General features: G+C 47.2%; 15 protein-coding genes. 6 read left to right on the plus strand and 9 right to left on the minus strand.

Features of this window, described 5'->3' with window-relative positions; all coding sequences use genetic code 11:
- Positions 1-5: 5 nt before the first annotated feature.
- Together AC1RR2_RS15975 and AC1RR2_RS15980 are read right to left on the minus strand one after the other, a co-directional pair.
- The gene (locus tag AC1RR2_RS15975; protein WP_493223261.1) at positions 6-1,052 is read right to left on the minus strand and encodes a hypothetical protein; all 1,047 of its coding nucleotides are present in this window, start codon (positions 1,050-1,052) and stop codon (positions 6-8) included.
- An 89-nt stretch (positions 1,053-1,141) separates the two neighbouring features.
- Positions 1,142-2,788, minus strand: a complete 1,647-nt coding sequence (locus AC1RR2_RS15980) for an eCIS core domain-containing protein (protein WP_493223262.1) — start codon at positions 2,786-2,788, stop codon at positions 1,142-1,144.
- Positions 2,789-2,861: 73 nt separating this feature from the next.
- On the opposite strand from AC1RR2_RS15980, the gene AC1RR2_RS15985 reads away from it, so the two are divergent.
- The gene (locus tag AC1RR2_RS15985) at positions 2,862-3,086 is read left to right on the plus strand and encodes a hypothetical protein (RefSeq protein WP_493223263.1); all 225 of its coding nucleotides are present in this window, start codon (positions 2,862-2,864) and stop codon (positions 3,084-3,086) included.
- A gap of 556 nt (positions 3,087-3,642) precedes the next feature.
- Here the strand turns inward: AC1RR2_RS15985 and rocF are convergent.
- Entirely contained in the window at positions 3,643-4,563 is a 921-nt protein-coding gene (gene rocF, locus AC1RR2_RS15990) for an arginase (RefSeq protein WP_493223264.1), read from the minus strand.
- Between the two features lie 326 nt (positions 4,564-4,889).
- Here rocF and AC1RR2_RS15995 point away from each other — a divergent pair, with 326 nt between their 5' ends.
- The 5 genes from AC1RR2_RS15995 (at position 4,890) to AC1RR2_RS16015 (ending at position 12,081) form a co-directional block, all read left to right on the plus strand.
- A complete protein-coding gene (locus AC1RR2_RS15995) occupies positions 4,890-5,345 on the plus strand; it encodes an Lrp/AsnC family transcriptional regulator (protein ID WP_493223265.1) in 456 nt (151 codons plus the stop codon).
- 313 nt (positions 5,346-5,658) lie between these two features.
- Entirely contained in the window at positions 5,659-6,231 is a 573-nt protein-coding gene (locus AC1RR2_RS16000) for an outer membrane beta-barrel protein (RefSeq protein WP_493223266.1), read from the plus strand.
- 671 nt (positions 6,232-6,902) lie between these two features.
- Positions 6,903-9,836 carry a TonB-dependent receptor gene (locus AC1RR2_RS16005; RefSeq protein WP_493223267.1) on the plus strand — a complete coding sequence of 978 codons (2,934 nt, stop codon included), beginning with the start codon at positions 6,903-6,905 and terminating at the stop codon, positions 9,834-9,836.
- 115 nt (positions 9,837-9,951) lie between these two features.
- The gene (locus AC1RR2_RS16010; protein ID WP_493223268.1) at positions 9,952-11,295 is read left to right on the plus strand and encodes a pectate lyase family protein; all 1,344 of its coding nucleotides are present in this window, start codon (positions 9,952-9,954) and stop codon (positions 11,293-11,295) included.
- 36 nt (positions 11,296-11,331) lie between these two features.
- Positions 11,332-12,081 carry a sulfite exporter TauE/SafE family protein gene (locus AC1RR2_RS16015; RefSeq protein WP_493223269.1) on the plus strand — a complete coding sequence of 250 codons (750 nt, stop codon included), beginning with the start codon at positions 11,332-11,334 and terminating at the stop codon, positions 12,079-12,081.
- 93 nt (positions 12,082-12,174) lie between these two features.
- Here AC1RR2_RS16015 and AC1RR2_RS16020 read toward each other — a convergent pair whose 3' ends face one another.
- The 6 genes from AC1RR2_RS16020 to AC1RR2_RS16045 all read right to left on the minus strand — a co-directional run bounded on the left by AC1RR2_RS16020 (position 12,175) and on the right by AC1RR2_RS16045 (position 20,473).
- Complete coding sequence (locus AC1RR2_RS16020; protein ID WP_493223270.1) at positions 12,175-14,010, minus strand: glycoside hydrolase family 28 protein; 1,836 nt, start codon at positions 14,008-14,010, stop codon at positions 12,175-12,177.
- A gap of 158 nt (positions 14,011-14,168) precedes the next feature.
- Positions 14,169-15,404 (minus strand): BT3233 family polysaccharide utilization protein, encoded by a 1,236-nt coding sequence (locus AC1RR2_RS16025; protein WP_493223271.1) that lies wholly within the window; start codon positions 15,402-15,404, stop codon positions 14,169-14,171.
- 22 nt (positions 15,405-15,426) lie between these two features.
- A complete protein-coding gene (locus AC1RR2_RS16030; RefSeq protein WP_493223272.1) occupies positions 15,427-16,842 on the minus strand; it encodes a glycoside hydrolase family 88/105 protein in 1,416 nt (471 codons plus the stop codon).
- A 592-nt stretch (positions 16,843-17,434) separates the two neighbouring features.
- Positions 17,435-18,133 (minus strand): FadR/GntR family transcriptional regulator, encoded by a 699-nt coding sequence (locus AC1RR2_RS16035; protein WP_493223273.1) that lies wholly within the window; start codon positions 18,131-18,133, stop codon positions 17,435-17,437.
- Between the two features lie 165 nt (positions 18,134-18,298).
- Positions 18,299-19,753 (minus strand): amidohydrolase family protein, encoded by a 1,455-nt coding sequence (locus AC1RR2_RS16040; protein WP_493223274.1) that lies wholly within the window; start codon positions 19,751-19,753, stop codon positions 18,299-18,301.
- Positions 19,754-19,816: 63 nt separating this feature from the next.
- The gene (locus AC1RR2_RS16045) at positions 19,817-20,473 is read right to left on the minus strand and encodes a methylamine utilization protein (RefSeq protein ID WP_493223275.1); all 657 of its coding nucleotides are present in this window, start codon (positions 20,471-20,473) and stop codon (positions 19,817-19,819) included.
- Positions 20,474-20,484: the final 11 nt, after the last annotated feature.

A 20,484-nucleotide genomic window follows, 5' to 3' on the forward strand; every position in this document is an offset into this window, starting at 1 on the left:
CGATCTTATACATTAATATTTTCGACGGTAGATTGCATAAATTTACGTTTCGTCCAACGCGGTGCCCAATTGATTTTGGAGTAGCCGGCGCCTTTCCAGGCTTCGAGGGCTTTGTGACCCGAATCGTAGCTCGGGGAATAGTGGCCACTATCTTCGGTGACATCGAGTTGGGCATTGGCTTTGAGCACAGGGGTGTTTTCGTAGCGTGAAATCAGCTCACTGACCAAGATGTCAGGTGCAAATCCCAGGTTGCCCAAGGCGACCTCTGCCTCGCGTACATATCCACCGAACATTTCGACTTGACCTCGGTCGCGCAGGCCGACCATATTGCCTTGATATTCATCGCGCGATTTCGCATGTGAAATCGCTTCTGCCAATCGATTCTTAGTCGGATCATTCAGATCAACTGTGCCTGCCGCGTACACATCCTTGTTTTTGGCAACGATGGCATGTTTGATGGCATCGTGATTCCCGGATACGCGCAATTGATTGCCAGTGTCGTAGGTGTACATTACTTTGCCCTCGCAAAGCATGCTGTGGATGATGGCATCGGTTCCTGAATTGTAGCTAAAGATTTGTCCGCTTTGATAAGCGCTGGCACCGTCGGGTCTGTGTTGTAGCCAATTTCTATAAGTGGATAGTTCACTCTCGTAGTTGGATTTTTGGTGATTGGAAAAGCTGCTATAGCCGCTTGCATAACCATACGTGGCACCGATCGCACCACCGACAGCTGCACCGATCCAGCCAGCGCGGGCGCCTATGGTTGCACCTACAGCACCCATAACGAGCGCTTGGTTGCCGCGAGATTCTTCGCCTTCGCGTTGGATTACTTCCCTTTGTAAGGTGTTTGTTTGCTTCGAATTCATCAGAGCCGAGTGGGCTTTTAATTGTCGCGACTGTGAACTGTCATCCATCAATGCTTGCCGGCTTTGCTGGACATTGTTGGCATTGTTTGGTTTGCTGTTAGCTTGTTGCTTAACTTGGCGTTGATGCATCGCCGTGTTATTTGCTGCTTCAGCCCGGTCCTTGTTTGCAGTGGCATACCCTAGCATTGCTGACTACCTTTCATTGATCGAAATTTTACAAACGCATACTCAGAATTCATGCGCCCAGGATCACGTGTCCTTGGCTGGAATTTTCTTTAGGTCCGAGATAAATCATCAATTCTCGCCTGTACTGAGGGTAATTTATCTTGCGGCGCCAAAATATCGGAGGCGGTGCCGAGATCGACCAGTATGGTTTTTCCCGCATTTTTCTCTTTAGTAGCGCCACCACCTGCGGCCGCTAAATAACGAGTATTGATATAGCTGAAGTTAAGATCTGCAGGATTTTGCATGTAGGTGTTAACGTGAGTGGTGAAACGACGTATGCGATTCACTGAAGCTTCCGCCAACGACAAATCGACTTCTGTCAAATTGGGTGTCTTGTACCACGCTGTATTGTGATAAGTCATGTGCAGTCGTTTGGATGCATCATTACTACCAGAGCTAGACGAGGTGCGCTTGTTTCTTACCGCCGTCATAAACGCATCCGCAGCACCAGACCAGAGCAAGCGTCCGCGATGCATGACATTGCTACGTACCGCCATAGTGGCCGCGGTATCGGACGGATTGGTGGGGGTAGCCACAGCACCGCCCACGACGACGGGTGTAAATGGAACCGGGTGGGTGGAAGTGCCGTCTATGATCTTGGCAATTTCGGCATAGTGATCGGCATTGGTCAACTTGGCGGCGACACTGCGTTGGCGAAACGACGCACCTGAGCTACTGTAACCACCGTCGTCGAGAATTTCAGAGTGAGTCAGGTGCATGGTTTCATGGAAAAGGGTTGATACCGCGCCCGAACTTGGTGGAATTTGGTTAACGTCTTGCACCAGTAAAAATATTTTGCGATTGAAGTTAGCGTAACCGCCGATGCCAACCCGGGGCGCGACGCCAGCAGTATCGATGAAAATATTGTTAAATCCAGTCAGTTTGGCACGTGCCGCAGCGATCTTGCCAGATGCTGTCGCAGCCGCCGCGATTGAGGCACCGGAAGTGACATCACCGTCACCAAACACATTGAGCAAATCGGCGTTGCGTCCTTCGGCTGCCGTCATCTTGAGTATTGTGGCGGCTAGCAAAGCTTGGATATAGGCATCTTCCTGCGTCCCACCGGTGGGTTTTACATCGAAATTGGTGGAGTCAAATTGCTCAGCTGGGTATTTGGTACGCACTTCTCCGATTTTGAGAATCAAATCAGGAACCGATAGTGCGGCGATCAAGTTGGTGATTGCGCCACGGTCGCCTGGCAATAGCAAAGTATTGTCTATCCAGTCTGGTCCGTCCGGTGCTGTGCGACGGATATCGATCAGGGTCTCAACTAAGCTGCGTCGAGCACCGTCGATCACTTCGGGCGTGGCGGCTGCCAGTCCGGTGGGATCGGCGACTCGTCGTTGTATGGTGCCAGCGCCTGTCTGCTTCATTTGTGTAGTCGGTTTCACGCGCCCCTGTGCTTGTTGCACCACGTGCCAAGCTTCGTGCGGCAAGTGCTGTTCCTGGCCGGGGGCGACGTGAATATCAGTCCCTTGGGCGTAAGCATGGGCGTTGAGCTGTGCTGGTTGGTTTGAGTTGTAGTGGACTTTGACGTGGTCCATATTTAAGCCAGAGAGTGATTCTATTCCCGCTTGTAATTGAAACGGCAGCTTGCTCTTTTGTGGCGGCTCCGCAGGTCGTTGCAGAGCTTGTTCAGCTTGTTTCATCCGGCTTGCCATAGCTTTCATCTGTACTGCGCTCAGGCTCGTTGCCATCTGAGTTTGCCGCTCTTTCAATTGCAAACTCTGGCTACTTTGATTGGCTTGGTTGCTTTGTATTCTTTGAGCGATGGTCTCGGATCTCGCATCAAAGTCGCTAACGCACTGCGAGATGCTCTGGGGTGCAGGTGAGGCTAAAGACCTCACTTTCGATGCGGGCGTCGAGTTTATCCTGGAAGCGGCAGTCATCAATCAAGTCCAATCACATAGTTTGCTAGATTATGCTTCCATGGCCGCGCTAGCACCGACGAGTCAAGGATGGCACCGGGTTTTCTGTTTTAGTTTTGTCGCGTAATTCATTGCATTTTTTTTGACTAAGCAAAGATTGTGCAAGCTTGCAAGCGAGGCAGAGTCTTCATTCTTTGCTTACAAAGTATTAAAAATTTACTGCGAAAGTGGTAAGGCCTACCATAATTATGAGTACATTACATGTCAAATAATTTAGCCTTGCATGTAAATATGTTCTCTTACACGCAAAAAGGCAAGGTGCGATGAACCTGATATTTGGATTCTCCTCAGCGGTTCGCTGATTTCCTCATTTTGATAATGAATTGAAAGTACGAGCCTGATTATTGTGATCCAAGCAATGGATAATCCTCAAAGCCAATCGATCTAATCTAGCTGGAGCGGAAATATTCTGAACCCTAGATTTTTGTATGTTGAGCTCAGCAAGTTCATGTGCTTGATTTCACGCTGAGTGTTTATTTCTCAGAATGCCTTGTGTTGTGAGGTGTTTCCTTATTCTGCAAGCGCGCTTCTGAGCTCAGCGGCTTAAGTGCTTGTTAATAGGCAAAAAAAAGCCCGCAGTATTTGAATATTCTGCGGGCTTGTGTACTTTACTGCGTGATGGTTTATTTACTTGGCATCCGCACCAAGGTTGATTTGCCAAACAAACTTTCGATCAAATCCACAGCCAAAATCGCTGTCTGATTACGCAGATCCAATGCAGGATTCAGTTCAACCACGTCGAGTGATCCCAATAAGCCAGTATCCGCAATCATCTCCATGCATAACTGCGCTTCACGATAAGTGGGGCCACCAAGTACCGCAGTGCCTACGCCAGGTGCGATATCTGGATCGAGACAGTCGAGATCGAAACTGACGTGAAGGTGCGTATTTTCATCGATGCCTTCGAGCGCTTTTAACATCACGGCACGCATACCATGTTCGTCAATATACCGCATGTCAAACACGGGAATGCCCATGTCGTGGATGAATTGACGTTCGCCATCATCGACGCTGCGTATGCCGATTTGACGAATTTCATTGGGGAGCATCGCGGGTGTATAGCCACCGTAGGCGATCAACTGTTCTGGGCCGTGACCCATCAGGCAAGCGACTGGCATGCCGTGGATATTGCCGGTTGGGCTGATGGTCGATAAATTGCTGTCAGCATGCGCATCGAACCATAAAACGCGTAATTTTTTGCCGCTGTCTTTGCAATGTTTGGCGACCGCGCTGATAGAGCCAATCGCTAAGCAATGATCGCCGCCCAGCATCATGGGCATATGGCCGAGTTTGAGTGCATTGCTGACTTCATCGTAGACCGCTTGATTCCAATCTATCGCTTCGTTCAGATGGCGCAAGCCATTGACTGGCGCTTGCCAGGGATTGGCGGGTCCATGCAGATTGCCGTGGTCAATTACCGTTAATTCTCGCGCTTCTAGCGCCTGTGTCAAGCCTGCTACGCGTAATGCGTCAGGTCCCATGCCTGCACCTTTGACACTCGCACCAACATCGGTCGGTGCACCAATTAAGGAAATAGTTTTCATTGTCTCTTCTTTGCTTTCAAAAAAACGGTCGGGCTTTGAACATTATTGTTACGATCTTGCGACCGCGCATACGGGCGTAATGGTACTTGTTAATCACTGATTGCGATGGGTTTATGCGTCTTTTTTTAGGTATGGGTAACTTGAAACGTTTTACCCTCTTTGGACTTTATCAGGTGGTGAAATTATATGCGTACGTGCGATAATTTGATTTCGTAATTATTATGTATAATCGGATAAATAGAAATTTAATTTCACATTGTGATTGTTTTTGGAATTAAGTGTCTGTTTTGCGATTTTATGCGGAATTTATGGGAAGGTGGGGATATATGGATAATTATGATTTGAATATTTTGCGCCATTTGCAAGATGATGGGCGCATCAGTAATCTGCAATTGGCAGAGAAGATACATTTATCGCCACCGCAGACCTTGCGTAGGGTACGAGCCTTAGAGGAGGCTAATGTGATTCGCTCGTATACAGCACAAGTTGCACCGGAAGCTATAGGCTTGGGCGTGATGGCTTTTGTCAGTTTGTCCCTGGACCGAGAGCAATATCGTAATGCACGCGAGATTGAGCGGCACTTAAAAGCCTTTCCCGACATTATTGAGTGCCACACGATTTCAGGTGACTTTGACTATTTGTTGAAGGTGGTGGCAAATGATTTGAAGAGCTTGTCGCAGTTTTTGACGGATAAGTTGATGCAAGTGCCGGGTGTGGGAAATCTGCGCTCTATGATTTGTATGGAAGAGATTAAACCAGTCAGTAGTTTGCCTATACGTTAATGTAGTTTGTTTATGCTCGGGACTGTGTTTTGTAAATCGCTTATAAGATCTGCATTCGTCGATATTCCAGAATGCAAGAAAAACACAACGAAATGTAAATAATTCCTGCTCACGCCAGTTCTCTACGGGTAGAATGCCAAATTGATACGAAATCGCGACTGTATAGAAGCAATTGTTTTTGATTTCGTCAGATGTTCGGCTCGTTAATAGCTTGTTAAACGAATCACTAGCTGGCTCACTTAGCGGCTCAACTAGTGACACAAATAATGACTAGGTGCGGGCTTTTTAAAATCTCATCTTAAGGTGATACTTCATGTTAAAGAAAAATATTCTGGTTGCAGCCCTTGTTTTAGGTAGCGCATTTGTGAGCGCGCAGGCGTCTGCTCAGTCAAGCTATTTTGGCGGTTCTATTGGCCGTGCGAAATGGGATTTTAATTGTGCTGGTTCGACTAGCTGTCACACTGCCGCCGGCACTTGGAAGTTATTCGGTGGTCGCGATTTTTCACCTAATTTCGGTATCGAAGGCAGCTACGTGTATTTGAATGAAGTCGGTGCCAGTGACTCCACTTTGAAGGCAACTTTCAATGGCCGTGGTGCTGATTTAGCAGGTGTCGCGAAGACGACACCTATGAATAATTTCGTAGGTTTTGCGAAATTAGGTGTTGCGTTTATGAAGGGGGAAATTGTTGCCAGCGCGGCTGGTTTTACAGGCTCTGAAACACATTACTCTGGTCAGCCATTGATTGGTTTGGGCGTCATCTATCAAATCGATAAAAAAGTGGCAGTGCGCGCTGAAGTTGATAAACGTAAAGTAAAAATTGCAGGTTTTAGCGATTCAACTTTTGGCGTGACTAGCTTTACGATAGGCTTGCAATCGGAGTTCTAAGATCTTCATTTGCTGCTTATCTAGTTTCTTAGTTAAGCATTCAACGATGAAAAAACAGTCGCAATTTGCGGCTGTTTTTTTTACCCGATTGTTTGCCTCTAGTTTGCATTCTGTCTTCCTTGAATGCGCTACGTTTGTTTTCAGAAAGATGCCTTTCGTATCCTTAAACACATCGATTTGTTTGAATATGTGGTAGGACAAGGAATCTATGTGGATTGACCAAAATAGTATTTTTGGTGAACCAAAAAATGATTTTGGTAAGACCAATTGTTGTTTTTTGGGGATATTTTTAGATTTTTTTTGATAGTGTCTTCAACGGTTTTAATTTAATAAAAATTATTGCTTAAGGGAAATTTATTATAATTTTAAAAGAATTTAGGCGAACTTAGATTAATTTTTAAGGTGGTAACGATTTGTTGCACTATTTAAGATTGCCTAAAAATAATTATTTTTGCTTGGGTTTTTAAGAATTTGCTTATTTTGCTACATCGATAGTGCTCGCGTTGATAAGGAAATTAATTTTAGAATTGGTTCAAAGTTAGGTAGATAGAAATGTATCTGGGTTTTACTCGCGTTCGCGATATCGCTTGATCACCCTATCGTGGTAAGGCAACAGAGACGATTCCTGCACTAGCTTAATCATAATAATTCGAGACCAAAGGAATACGATCATGCGCAATACCAATTTGAAGCAAAAAATCGGTCGATTTGCCTTGACCAGCTCGGTGCTGGCGATGGCAATCAGCAGTGCCTACGCTCAGGAGGTTAAGAAGAGTGATGAGCAGTTAGTCGTCGTCACTGGCTTACGTGCCTCCTTAGAGAGTGCCTTAAACAAAAAACGTGACGACAATGGTATTGTCGACGTGATCAAATCGGAGGACATGGGCAAATTCCCCGATACTAACTTGGCCGAATCTTTGCAGCGTATTCCCGGTGTGGTGATTGATCGCGATGCAGGTGAAGGCCGTAGTATTACCGTGCGCGGCTTGGGGCAAGATTTTACCCGTGTTCGTATTAATGGCATCGAAGGCTTGGCGACGACAGGTGGTACCGATAGTTCGGGCGGCGCTAATCGTTCGCGTGGTTTTGACTTCAATGTCTTCCCCTCAGAATTATTTAATTCTTTGACCGTGCGCAAGAGCGCTTCCGCTGACGTGGATGAAGGTTCGCTTGGTGCGACCGTGGATTTACAAACTATGCGTCCGTTTGATCTGCGTGGCTTTAATGCGACTGTGATGGCAAAAGGCCGTTACAACGATTTATCACAAAAGACCGATCCCCGCCTTGGATTCTTAATTTCAAATACCTTTGCAGACAATACATTTGGTGCTTTGTTGTCGGGGGCATTTTCTAAACGCCGCGTTTATGAAGAAGGCTTTAGTACTGTGCGTTGGGATAATGGACCTTCATCAGGTGGCTGGTGTTCTCCGGTTGGCGTGACACCTGCCAATCCGGCTACCACCACGACTACCTGTGGACCGACCGCACAAGGCGTCGCACGTTTGCCAGGTACCGCAGAGAATATCGCTGCATACAATCTCGCTAGTTCGGCCAATAATTTTGCCCCCCGTTTGCCACGCTATGGTCGTTTGACACATGATCAGGATCGCCTCGGTTTAACCGCGTCTTTACAATACAAACCGCAACGCGGCACTACCTTGTCTTTGGATTTGCTGTATTCCAAATTGGATGCGACACGTCAAGAGGATTTCTTAGAAGCGATCTCTTTTAGTCGTAGCGCCAGTCAAGGTGGAAAGCCACAAACTAGCGTCCTGAAAACTGAGTATGCACCGAACGGCGCCTTGTTGTATGGCATGTATAACGGTGTTGATATTCGTGCTGAATCACGTTTCGACCAATTATCGACGACTTTCACACAACCTACTTTGACCCTGGATCATCAGTTCAGTGAAACTTTCCGCATGAATGCGCGCGTTGGCCGTGCTACGTCCAAGTTTGCCAATCCTATACAAACTACCACCACCTTAGATGCCCTGAACGTGAATGGCTATGCGCTAGATTTTCGTGCCAACGACCGCATGCCGACGATCACCTATCCGTTTGATGTGACATCGGCGACGGGGCCGATGACACTGGTTTCTGTGCCGCAAGTAGCAACGGGCACCCAGCCAAACACTGTGACCAATACCTCAACCAGTGAAATCCGGATTCGTCCGCAAGGTGCGAATAATCGTAACGATGTCGCTCATGTTGATTTTTCTTGGGATGCGATTGAAGACAAATTGACTTTACGCGCTGGTGCCGACTACAAAAAATACACGTTTGATTCTTATGAATCACGTCGCGTCAATCAAAATGACACGATTTTTGCGCCCAATGCAGGCACAAGTATCGCGAGTTTAACGACGCAATTAACTGGTTTTGGCCGCGGTCAAAATTTACCGGCAGGGACGCCAAGCTCTTGGTTAATCCCTGACCTGAATGCGATTGCCAAAGCTTACGACATATACTGCAATTGTTTGAAGAGCGGCCCAGCGGGCGGCCCAGGTGATTTCACTTTGTCTTCTATCACCAATGGTAATGCTCGCGGCAATAACCGTGCCGTGACAGAGAACGATAAGAGCGCATTCATCATGGGGGATTTCACGAACAATATTTTTGGTTTTCCAGTGCGCGGTAATTTTGGTGTGCGCTATGTACAGACTGAGCAAATTGCCACTGGCTATCAAGCAAATGCCGGCGGTACTGCAGTGACTGTGCGCAATTCCTATAATGATGTTTTGCCTTCAGTGAATATAGCATTGAATCTGTCGAAAGATTTCATTGCACGATTTGCTGCCGCTAAAGTGATGGCGCGTCCGCAGCTAGGTAACTTAAATCCAGGCGGCACAATCTCAACCACGGGTACGCTGTCTGTCACTAGTGGCAATCCTTTGTTAGAGCCATTCCGCGCTGATACTTTTGACTCTAACTTCGAGTGGTATTTTGGAAAAAATGCGTTCTTAGGTTTAGGATTATTCCAAAAGAACATTAATACCTATATCCAAAGTATACGTACCAACGTCGCCTTTAAAGACACGGGTTTGCCTATGTCTTTATTGCCAGCCAATTTCACCGGTGAAGAAGTGTTCCAAGTGACTGCGCCAATTAATACCAAAGGCGGCAAGTTGCGTGGCTTTGAAATAAATTATCAACAGCCCTTCACTTTCTTGCCAGCATGGGGCAGAAATTTCGGTACCTTGCTTAACTATACTTACGTCAATTCTAAAATTGAATATGTGGTCTCGCCAACCAGCGCGGTAACGATTACGGATGATTTGTTGAATTTATCACCGAAGTCCTGGAATGCCACGCTTTACTATGATGATGGCGCTTTTAGTGCACGTGTATCTGCGTCGAAACGCTCCGCCTTCCTGACTCGTGTGCCAGGTCAAAACAACAACGACGTAGAAGGTAAAAATGGTACGGTCAACGTTGATTTGTCCATGACTTATAAACTTAATGATAAATGGGAATTTAGTTTTGAAGGATCCAACCTGACTAATCAGGCGAATGATCAATTTATCAGCCGCGCCCGTGATAGCGTGGTCGTGAATAACGTAACTGGTCGTGAGTTTTTGTTAGGGGTACGTTACAAATTCTAAGCGTATGCGACGGTTTGAATGTACGTAACAATATGAAGTAAAAAGCGGCGCGGCTTAACGATAGATTTGTTAAGCCGCGCTATTTTTTACGTCAAAAATGACTAAGGAAATAGTGATGAGTGAATTGGGAAACAAGATGAAGAATTGGTATCGATGTCGTTTACTATTGACTTACCTTGGTATTGCGATGCTGTCATTTAGCGCGGGTGCAGCCGATTTTTTATCGCTACAAAAGCAATACGCTTATCCTGCCGATATGTCGTGGGTAGCAGCGATACAAGGTGGTCGTGGTGGACAGGTCTTGCGTGTCACTAATTTGCAAAAAGAGGGGCCAGGCTCTTTGCGCGCCGCGATTGAAACTAAGGGGCCACGCATCATCGTCTTTGAAGTGGGCGGGGTAATTGACCTTGAGCGCAGTGTCTTACAAGTAGCTGAACCTTACCTCACAATACTCGGACAAACCGCGCCCGCTCCTGGCATTACCCTGATCCGTGGTGGTATCAATATTCGCGCATCGCAAACGATCATTCAACATCTACGGGTGCGTACGGGTGTCGATGGTCAAACTAAGAACAGTGGTTGGGAAGTCGATGGAATAAATGTCTCGGCCGCACACCATGTCTTAGTTGATCATTGCAGCATTAGTTGGGCGATCGATGAAAATATGTCGGCATCGGGGCCGCGCTTTAAAGGTGACACGCCCGATGAATGGCGCAATGGTACCAGTCACCACGTGCTGTTTTCAAATAATATTGCCGCAGAAGGACTGGCCGAAGCGAGTCACAGTAAGGGGGAGCATTCCAAGGGCAGTCTGGTGCATGATAACGTGACGCAGATTGTTTTTTATCGCAATATCTGGGCGCACAATGTTGAGCGCAACCCTTTACTCAAAGGCGGTGTGCAAGCGAGCGTTGTGAATAATTTGATTTACAATCCACGCGCCAAGGCGATTCACTATAATTTGATGGCCTTAGAGTGGGGCGAGCATGCGTATCAGTTGGGTAAATTGAACGTGGTCGGCAATGTACTACGCGGTGGTTTATCGACGAAGAAGGGCTTGCCTCTGATGAGTCTAGGCGGTGATGGTGATCTTGCCTATTTTGAGAAAGATAATATCGCCGTCGATCAGTTTGGCGCGGCTTTGCCTATGCTGGGTCGCTATGGACAAACCCGTGCGCAATTGTTGCTGAAAGAGGCACCTATCGATTGGCCGGATGGCTTACAAGCGATGCCAGCTAGAGATGTAGAAACAGATTTATTGCGCTATGCCGGCGCTCGCCCTTGGGATAGAGATGCAGATGATATTCGGATTCTCTTTTATATCGCTGAAGGTCGTGGAACCATTATCAATGATGAGCGCGAAGTCAGTCGCTATCCAAACGTCAAGATGGTACAGGCAGCGTTTAATGAACAAGACTGGGATATGAGCAATGGAATACCGAGAGCAAGTTCGCGATGAATAGCGCAAATACCTACCTCGCGGTAGATGGCCTTTATGCATGAAATGAGTCTGATCGGTTGGATGATTTGTGCCATCGCTATTTTGATCACGGGTATTTCTAAATCAGCATTTGGCGGCGCATTGGGTGGCGTCGGTGTACCTTTGATTGCGATGTTTTTATCGCCGCGTTTAGTCGTCGCGGTTCTACTACCGATACTTTGTGTAATGGATGTCTTCGGCGTCAAAGCCTATTGGAAAAAATGGTCAGTCGTAGAGTTAAAAATCATCTTACCTGGCGGCATCGTCGGGATTATTTTGGGTGCGTTTGCGATGGGTGTGTTTTCTGATAAACATATCAAAGGCATGATAGGTGTGATCGCGGTGGCATTCATGTTGGATAGACTGTTTCAGCTGCGGCAGCGCCTGCATTGGCATCATCAACCTGGCAAAGTATTTGCACGCGTTTGCGCCACAGTGTCGGGTGTCACTAGCACCGTAGCACATGCGGGAGGTCCGCCCATTTTGGTGTATTTGATGGCGAAAGATTTGGCCAGGGAACAGTTCGTCGCCACCACTGCGGTATTTTTTACGGTGGTGAATGCAGGTAAGTTATTGCCTTACATCGCACTAGGATTCTTCACCGTAGATAGTTTGCAAATCGCCGCTAGCCTGGCGATTTTTGCACCACTGGGTGTGTGGATGGGTTTGCATGTCTTGCGTGTGATTCCCGAACGCTATTTCTATTCTTTGGCGACAGCTTTGTTGGGGATTTCTGGTATGAAGTTAATCTACGATGCGCTATGAATTGCGGTAGATCGGTTTTACTGCGTACTCAATCTCAGTTGCATTTTCATCGTTGAACCGTACGATGTACAAGGTTCAACGATATAGACGCAATTACGTTGATAAAGTTTCGGTATAAGTTTTACCGTTAATCTGAATATTTTCTAACTGCAAATTCTGCACATGATGCAAGAACCACGGTGTGTGTTGATTGCGTACCGTACCGAAATCACATTCTCGGATGCTGACATTCTGTATTGGCAAAATCGCTTGCTTGGTCTTACCGTTATAACTCGATGCGACTGGTCCCAATAACACGAAGGCTTGGTAGGCAGAGTAGTTGCCACCATCCATTTGCACCGTACCAACTTTGATATTGGAAATGTGAATGTCGGAGATGACAGGTGGACGTATGCGCACGCTGTCGTCGGCAGGTGCGTAATCACAATCAATCGTAATCACGGCACCTGCGCTAGACGATACTGTTTGTGCGGGAATTTGTGAATCGTATAAAGGTTTGTAGAAGCCTGCGGTGGTTTTTACGCCATTCGGAATCGTGACATTGCGTACGTAGAAATGGCGCAAAAATCCACCGCGATTCATATTGGTTTTCATACGAATTGCGGTATTTAAGGGGTCTTTATCCCAATGCATATTGCGGAAGTCGAGCTCTTGCGCGTACACATGTTCTATTCCTGCCGCCATTTCACTGCCTAGCGTGACGGCACCATGACCGCTGTTCATCACACAATGTTGAATCACGATATTGCGGCTTGGCCCCATTTGCGTGTCGCGGTTTTTGCCGGATTTAATCGCAATGCAATCGTCACCTGTATTGAAGCTGCAATGCTCCACTAGCACCGTGTCGCAAGCTTCAGGATCGAAACCATCGCTATTCGGTCCCATGCTATCCATATTCACTTTGCTGATATGCACATTGCGACACTTGACCGGATGGTGTAGCCAGAACGGCGCTGCTTGAATTTTGTAGCCTGTGAGTTCGACATTGGTGCAGCCTATCAGTTCTATCATGCAAGGGCGTAGATAATGACCAACGCCAAAAATGCGTGCCGATGTGTGAATGCCTAGTTCAGACAATACCGGTAAATAGCGCGAATCAGTACGCCATTTATCGCCAGTCCCTTGCACGCGTTTTTTTGCGTCTTCCGTCAGGGATGGTGCGAGTTGATCTAAGTTTTCTGGATTGTTTGGGTTCACATTGACTTCAGATTGCAGTATCGGTTTCTTGGGATTTTTGCGGCCTTTCCAATCCCACCAATTGCCAGAACCATCTTCGAATAAGGTGCCACCTTGACCATCGAGAATGCTCGTCCAATTTTCGCCAGTAATCGCGATATTGTTTTCACCATAGGCGTACACCATAGGGGAATAGTTTAAGCAATCATTGCCTTGCCAACGTGAGATCACCAGTTTGCCATTCTTGCCGCAATCGATATCGCCATATTTTGCGTAGTCGGCTGGGTTAGCGCTGAAGAACACATGCGCATTTGCCGCCAGATGCAAATGTACGTTTGAACGTAGGCGAATTGGGCCAGCGCAGTACCAATTTCCCGCTGGGATGATAACCCGTCCGCCGCCGGCTTTATTGCAGGCTAGGATCGCTTGTTTAATCGCATCATAGTTATCGTGCGAACCAGATTGTGGCGTTAACACTTCGCCTTCAATCGCGCCTTCGGTATCAGAAGCAATTTGCGCTTTGACGGTGATGACTTCACAGGTCTTCGCTCCAAATCGTGTAATCGGAAAATCGCGTTTGGCGAATTTGATCGGTTTGGTAAATTGTTTGACGATTTTTTCAGCACGATGCCATGGGTCGCTTTCCGCTGCAATGGAGAGTTGCGAGAGGCTGAGTGCTGGGATGCTGAACAGGCTGGCAGCGCTGGAGAATCGCAATAAAGCGCGGCGCTTGATGTTGATGGAAATAGTCATATTTTTTTGAATTGGTAGTCTGTGATGTTTCAAACCCCCTTCTCCCGCAGGCGGGAGAAGGGACGGGGATGAGGGGCGTGCAGCTTAGTTTTAAAAGAATTCATTTGCGAATACTTTGGTTTTTTTTGGGTATTGGTTGATCATGGATAGTCCTTGGTTCACTTCATACTGCCACTCAAACTCACTTTAATCGGATCTTGATACCGCGCAGCCATCTTGCTCAAATACGCATCCCATTCTTCTTTGGTTTTAATATCACCCCAACGCTCCCAAATCGCACCAGCGTAATAGGTCATGGTTTTGCCGCTCGTGACGGGAGCCAAAATCAAGTGATTCAAATTGTCTTCGGTGTAGTCCGTTGCGGTTGGTAGAATAATCGCGGTACCAAATGCTCCCTTGGTCGTTTGCAGTATCCATTGCGAGAGTGAGGTCGATTTCAGATTTTTTTCTACACTGATTTTTGGTTCTTGACCTTTGTCGGAAGGCGTTTTATTTAAGCCTACTGCTGCCGTCAATGTGGCATCACCTACATACTGAAAGGTAGTTTCTATCTTGTCGAGATAATGTCCAGCATCCACCGTAAAGCGCTTGGTTTCGGTAATCGCCAAGCCCGCCGCATCCCAACTTTGATAGCTGAGTTCAAATACCGTGCGCACCGGACCATTCGCGAGAATTTTCCATTTTTCGTAATTGATGCTGGTGTAGAGTTGCTTGCCATCCCAGATGCCGGTGCCACCGCAACCGCGCGATTTGCCGACGTTATACATGTCTAAGCCTTCGCCTTCATCTTTGTGATAATGGTCGTGGCCTTTGTTATACCAGCGATCGACGATAGGGTAGGGCACACGCTTAAACCAAATGTCGATACCACTGGTCACCAAGACCTCTTTCGTCACACCCACGGGCGCTGGCGCGGCCAAGGCCAAACCATAAGTACGGTGACCGATCTTGTCGTTTTCCCAGGCAAAATCATCGAGTCGTTCTGGCACGTGGCGACCGAAAGCTTTGGTCTCAAATACGGGCGCAACCGTGTCGATTTTTTCTATGGTGAATTCTGCTGACTTTTCACCTGCCGCAAAATTATGTTGGAAGATCAATTCACCGTAAGCGATACCTACGCCTTGCGGGTCTTTCGCCTGAGGGGCGACATTGGTGACTTGATACGGCAATATTTTGCCGTGCTTATCTTTAACGGCGATTCTTTGGATTAAGGCATGCGGCAAGTATTGATTGACCTGCGACCATGGAATCGTGATGGTCTCAGATGGTCGCGCATCGTTTAATTGATGGGTGACAGTGATCGTTAATCGTTCTTGTGCTTGGCTGTGCTGGGCGAGTAGGCCAAGAGGAAGTAAGCCTAAGCTCAGTGCAATTGCTTTGTATGGAAAACGCATGGTGGTGACCCTAAACTGAGAATTAGTGATGTTCGCGATAATCTGTTTTATCTGCACCAGTTGGTACGTAGTGATAGGTTCTAACTTTGTACTCAACATTGAAGGCCGGATTTTTCAGCATCTGCAAAATTTCTGCGCCCGCCATCAGCGTTGGGCCATAACCATGTAATGCTTCGACGCTAGTCGGACGGTGATAGTAGTAAGTGTGGTCGCTGGCAAAGGTTGTGCCGACGCAGATTCCTTCAATCGCCCCTTTGTCGGTAATGCGCGTTGATAAACCCGCCCAGCCTGCTTGCGCGATCGAACCCCAAGTACTAGGACTAATCCAGCCTTGATTGACCGCATGCGCAATCGCGTACACAAACATCGCGCTAGCCGACGTTTCTAAGTAAGAATCATGGCGGTCTAGCATTTGATGCCACAAGCCTTGCCCTGATTGTTGTTCGGCGATACCTTTCAAACTCAGGCGTAATTGATTTAAAACTTTGGGATAGCCGGGGTGGTCTTTCGGCAAAACGTCGAGTAGATCAGACATCGCCAATACTGCCCAGCCGTTGGCGCGCGCCCAATAAAAACGCGGTGCATCAGGATTGTTTGCATTCCAGCCGTGGGTGTATAAGTTATTTTGCGGATTGAACATGTAAGCAGACATTTGCAATACATTGCGTACAGCATCATCAAAATACGTCTTGTCATCTGTTAAACGTCCGATCTCTGCTAATGCGGGAATGCCCATGTACATGTCATCCGCCCATAGCGACATTGCTTGAGGGCGTCTCCGCGCTAAGGTGCCATCGTTTAAACGGAACTGCTGTTTGCTTACCCAGTTGCTGCAAGTTTGTATCATGGTATGTAGATCGGGGCCGATGTTGGCGAGGCGTACGCGAATTAAGGCGGCGCACATGGAACCCACATCGTCGAGTGAGCGCGGATCTAAAAAGCGTGAAAAGCTATTTCCGCGCTCCAAATGAAATTGTTCTTCTTGCGCTTTGAAGTAGGGCATGGTTTGTGCAAAAAAGCCGAAATGACGTTCTGTCATATCGGTAAAGCGTTTGTCATTGGTGGCCGCGCGCACTTTCAACAGCGCTGAATGCACGACACCCATTTCGTACACCATGATGCCGTAATCGCCTTTGCTCGGTTCAAAAATTGCTTCTTTGATTGGATTCTTAAAGTCGCTGATCGTTGCGCCAGTTGATTTGTTAATGACCCGTGTCGGCGTCGTTGATTCCAGATAGCTACGAATTCTATGCAAGGCCTCAGTGACTTCTTTCGCGACCGGTTTTTTGTAAGGCACTGGATACGTCCCTTCTCCGCTATCGGCCAGATTCGGATTGTCAGGATTGCGGTACGTTCGCGCTTTGTCTTCTGCCAACGCGGTATGTTGGATAAAGAGCGTGCAAAGCATGGTGCATAGAATTTTTGCCTGAAGTTTCATAGTCGTCTCGCGTCTTTTTTATGAAATCGATGAAATACTTAAATTTGGTCAGGCCATTTTAATGTGGTAAGACCAAATATGCAATGTGGACTAGCCGAATTTTGTATTTTGAGGAAAAATGTTTTCAAATAAGTATCTGATTTCTAAGCGTAAAAGGCTTAGTTGTCATGATAGTTAAATTGATTTTGATGGTGAGCCGATGTTGTGCGAATGATGCACCTATGATGTATCCCGAATGAGCTTATCAGGGATAGATTGAGTGAGCACTTTGAATATTTTCTGCGACGAAGACAAAATTGTAGGGCGGCTGCAACCCCATAAGCGTTAACCAAACTTCCAAAACCACTAACCACAGAGGCACAGAGACACAGAGGTAGCACAGAGAAAAACACAAAATGAAGAGAATCCTCACATCTTGATTTCCTCCAGCCTTTCTCTGTGCCTCTGTGTTGAGAGGTTTCAATTTGATTTTGGTTAGCGCCTATGGGGTGCAACCCGCGCGGCTCAGGTGCGCGATGATTGGACGGCGCGGCTTGCACCCGCCCTACGAGATTGTTTAACTTAATGCTGGCGAGCCTAAATTCGACCGAATTCAACCTCGAGAAAAAGTTCTGCTAACGCGATCCAAATGCGCACGCATGGCTTGCTTTGCGCCATTCGCGTCATGGGCTGCGATCGCTTCTAAGATAGCGCGATGATCGAGCAAAGTTTGTTTGCGTAATTCTTCTGTTTGGAAGTGTTCTTTCAACTTGTGCCAAAGGCTGCCACGTTGATTCCACAAGTATTCAATGACACCAACGAGTGCACTATTGCCGGTCGCTCGTGCAATCGCCAAATGAAAATTTCTATCTGCCATCTCGTTTTCATTACGATTATCGTGATGGCGTTCCATTTCTAATACCGCTTTTAAAATCGCATCGATCGCCGAGTCGGTGGCATTTTTAGCGGCAATCGCAGCGACTTCGGATTCGATTAAGCGACGTGCTGATAGCACTTCAAATGGGCCTGGACCGACCTCCATGACATCGGCTTCTGCTTTTGCTTGTTCGCTGACATAGACACCAGAACCCCCGCGCACTTCAACGATGCCGCCCAGTTCTAAGGCGATTAAGGCTTCACGCAAAGAAGCGCGGCTGACATTGAGTTTGCTAGCGAGATCGCGTTCCGATGGTAGGCGTTCACCAGCGGCGATATTTTCCTCTTTGATTAGTTGTTGAATGCGGGCAGAGACGACGCGATACAAGCGTGGTTCAGGGGCGATTGTTTCGACTGCAGCAGCAACTTTTTTCATTGAATCTAAGAAGGTAAGAGAAGTAGATGGGGATAAAAATGACAAGGTTTATTCTAAATTGGTCTGTCCAATGTCGCAAGCGATGTCGTCGCCCTGGAACCTCAATTCGTCATTAAATCCCATGTTAGTCCACGTTTTAGCCACCAACTAGCCCACGTATCTGGGTTAATGCGGATTGGCGACCCAATTTTTAGTGTCTTCTAACATTTTCTTGATCGCAGCTTGATCGTAGGTTTTGCCGCGACTTAATACGAGATAAATATCGCGTGTCGCTTGAATATTTTTTAAAGGATTCGCATTTAAGACTAATAAATCCGCTACCTTTTGTTCGCTCACACTGCCATAACGATCTGTCTTTCCGAGTAATTTTGGTCCAGCAAGTACGGCACTTTGCAAGGCTTGTGCCGGTGTTAAACCATACTTGACGTATAAGGCAATTTCATCGTGTAAGGCGATGCCGGGATAATCAAATGAATTGAGAAAGCCTGCGTCGGTGCCCGCAATAATACTGACACCTTCTTGCGCTAGCAAAGGCAATAAAGACGCCGATTTTTCAAACAGCGCATGCCGTGTCTTAATCGCCTCTGCGTCATCTTGAGCAGCACGTTGTACGCGCCAGTCATAGGTTGCGCGTAAACCTTTGCCTATGTATTGCAGATAGTTATCGTGACTGTGATCGTTTTGATCGAGATAAGCCGTGACATAGGAACCATACAAGGTCGGCACGATCGCAGTGCCTGCTGCCGCCATACGCTTAAATGCTGCTCTGGCTGTTGCTTCGTCATAGCTCGTCAGACTGCGTTTCATCGCTTCTTTGCTGCTTATTTTTCCCTGCGCGACCGCCTCAGTTAATAGCGATTCTTCCGGTGTCGCGGCGCGGAGTAAATAGGATTGATGTTCGATGCTGCTTAAGCCAGCCGCAAAGACTTGATCTAATGTGAGTTGCACAGGAATGTGCGCTGAACTTGCCATACCGCGTGCTTTGACTTGCTTTAAGCTCTCTAGGTAGATAGCTGGCGTCATGGTGTTTTCCGTGATCTTCACAAAATCTACTTGCTGCCCTTGCAGCTTGTCGAGTGCTGCACTGACTTCTGCAGGCGTTCCGACTTCTATCGTGCCTTTCCATAAAGGCTTATAGCCTTCCAATTTAGCACCCGAGGTAAAGATAGTCGGACCTTGCATTTGGCCACGGGCGATTTGCGCGCGCCATGTCAATACCGTGTCAGATAGATCTCCGGCGCAATCGCGCACCGCCGTAATCCCGTGTGCAAGATAAAGAGGTAATAGACGTTTATTCTCTTCAATTAATTCTGCCCCCCCGCCAAAATGTACATGGGTATCCCATAAACCTGGCATCAAATATTTACCGCGCAAATTCAATGTACGTTTCGGTGCGTAACGACTTAGGTCTTTTTGATCAACCACCGCTAAGATGCTATCGCCGCGGATTAGTATCGTTTTGCCTGACACAGTGCGACCGTTTGCCACGTCTATGATACGCGCGCCAGTTAACGATAAATCGGCTGAAATTTTGTCGTAAGCAAATACATTGGCACTGATTGTGATAGCGATCAGTGCAATGGCATTGAGGGGCGTCGACAGTGATTTTCGTTTGAACATAAGTGGTGAAATGTCAGTGAATAGTTGTCATTATTCGGTGTGCTGCGACCATGTCTATCAGTCTTAATACCCTGGCCCCTGGTTCGAGTCCTTGCGAGAAATTCTTGCTACTGGTTTGACGTTAATTTGCCAATTAAGTTGAGTTGCATTGCCATCACGTATGCTGACTTGTTTTCCAGTTTCACCTGCCATCATCCCCATGCCGGGGTGCCAGATGCGCATTTGGTAATCGCCTTCTGGCAAACCTTCAATTGAGATCGAACCATCCGCTTTCGATTTGCCAAAATAGGGCGTGTCAGCGACATAAATATACCCAAGCATCCAGTCATGAATATTGCAGCCAAGAACAACGATGCCAGGTTTGTCTAGTGTCACTGGTGCCGCGGATTTGCCCGAATAGAGTTGAATCTCAAATGACTTTGCGGGAGAAAACGAATACACATGGTGACGCACATTGTCTTTGTTGGGGAAGAAAACTTTTGATCCTGCCACCACAGGTTTAACATAGGGCATAAACTCTTTGTCAATCTGATCGACCACCTCATCTCGCGGCTTAAGTCGTGGCATTTTTGCAGGGTCTACCGGCGTCAGTAATAGCACCGCATCTTCCACCGGTTTCGCGTGTTGGTCTTTGACGTTGACGCGAACTTCGCCAGCTTGCGCCAGACTTGAGAAACATAAGCAAATGGCGATCCAACTTTTGAAATTCAATAATCGCATGGCATTCATCC

Source organism: Undibacterium sp. GW821-FHT11H02 (genome assembly GCF_058808015.1).

Coding starts and splice junctions, on each gene's coding strand:
- AC1RR2_RS15975 (WP_493223261.1), bottom strand. CDS start 1,052: ATGCTAGGGTATGCCACTGCAAACAAGGACCGGGCTGAAGCAGCAAAT.
- AC1RR2_RS15980 (WP_493223262.1), bottom strand. CDS start 2,788: ATGGCAACGAGCCTGAGCGCAGTACAGATGAAAGCTATGGCAAGCCGG.
- AC1RR2_RS15985 (WP_493223263.1), top strand. CDS start 2,862: ATGGTCTCGGATCTCGCATCAAAGTCGCTAACGCACTGCGAGATGCTC.
- rocF (WP_493223264.1), bottom strand. CDS start 4,563: ATGAAAACTATTTCCTTAATTGGTGCACCGACCGATGTTGGTGCGAGT.
- AC1RR2_RS15995 (WP_493223265.1), top strand. CDS start 4,890: ATGGATAATTATGATTTGAATATTTTGCGCCATTTGCAAGATGATGGG.
- AC1RR2_RS16000 (WP_493223266.1), top strand. CDS start 5,659: ATGTTAAAGAAAAATATTCTGGTTGCAGCCCTTGTTTTAGGTAGCGCA.
- AC1RR2_RS16005 (WP_493223267.1), top strand. CDS start 6,903: ATGCGCAATACCAATTTGAAGCAAAAAATCGGTCGATTTGCCTTGACC.
- AC1RR2_RS16010 (WP_493223268.1), top strand. CDS start 9,952: ATGAGTGAATTGGGAAACAAGATGAAGAATTGGTATCGATGTCGTTTA.
- AC1RR2_RS16015 (WP_493223269.1), top strand. CDS start 11,332: ATGCATGAAATGAGTCTGATCGGTTGGATGATTTGTGCCATCGCTATT.
- AC1RR2_RS16020 (WP_493223270.1), bottom strand. CDS start 14,010: ATGACTATTTCCATCAACATCAAGCGCCGCGCTTTATTGCGATTCTCC.
- AC1RR2_RS16025 (WP_493223271.1), bottom strand. CDS start 15,404: ATGCGTTTTCCATACAAAGCAATTGCACTGAGCTTAGGCTTACTTCCT.
- AC1RR2_RS16030 (WP_493223272.1), bottom strand. CDS start 16,842: ATGAAACTTCAGGCAAAAATTCTATGCACCATGCTTTGCACGCTCTTT.
- AC1RR2_RS16035 (WP_493223273.1), bottom strand. CDS start 18,133: ATGAAAAAAGTTGCTGCTGCAGTCGAAACAATCGCCCCTGAACCACGC.
- AC1RR2_RS16040 (WP_493223274.1), bottom strand. CDS start 19,753: ATGTTCAAACGAAAATCACTGTCGACGCCCCTCAATGCCATTGCACTG.
- AC1RR2_RS16045 (WP_493223275.1), bottom strand. CDS start 20,473: ATGCGATTATTGAATTTCAAAAGTTGGATCGCCATTTGCTTATGTTTC.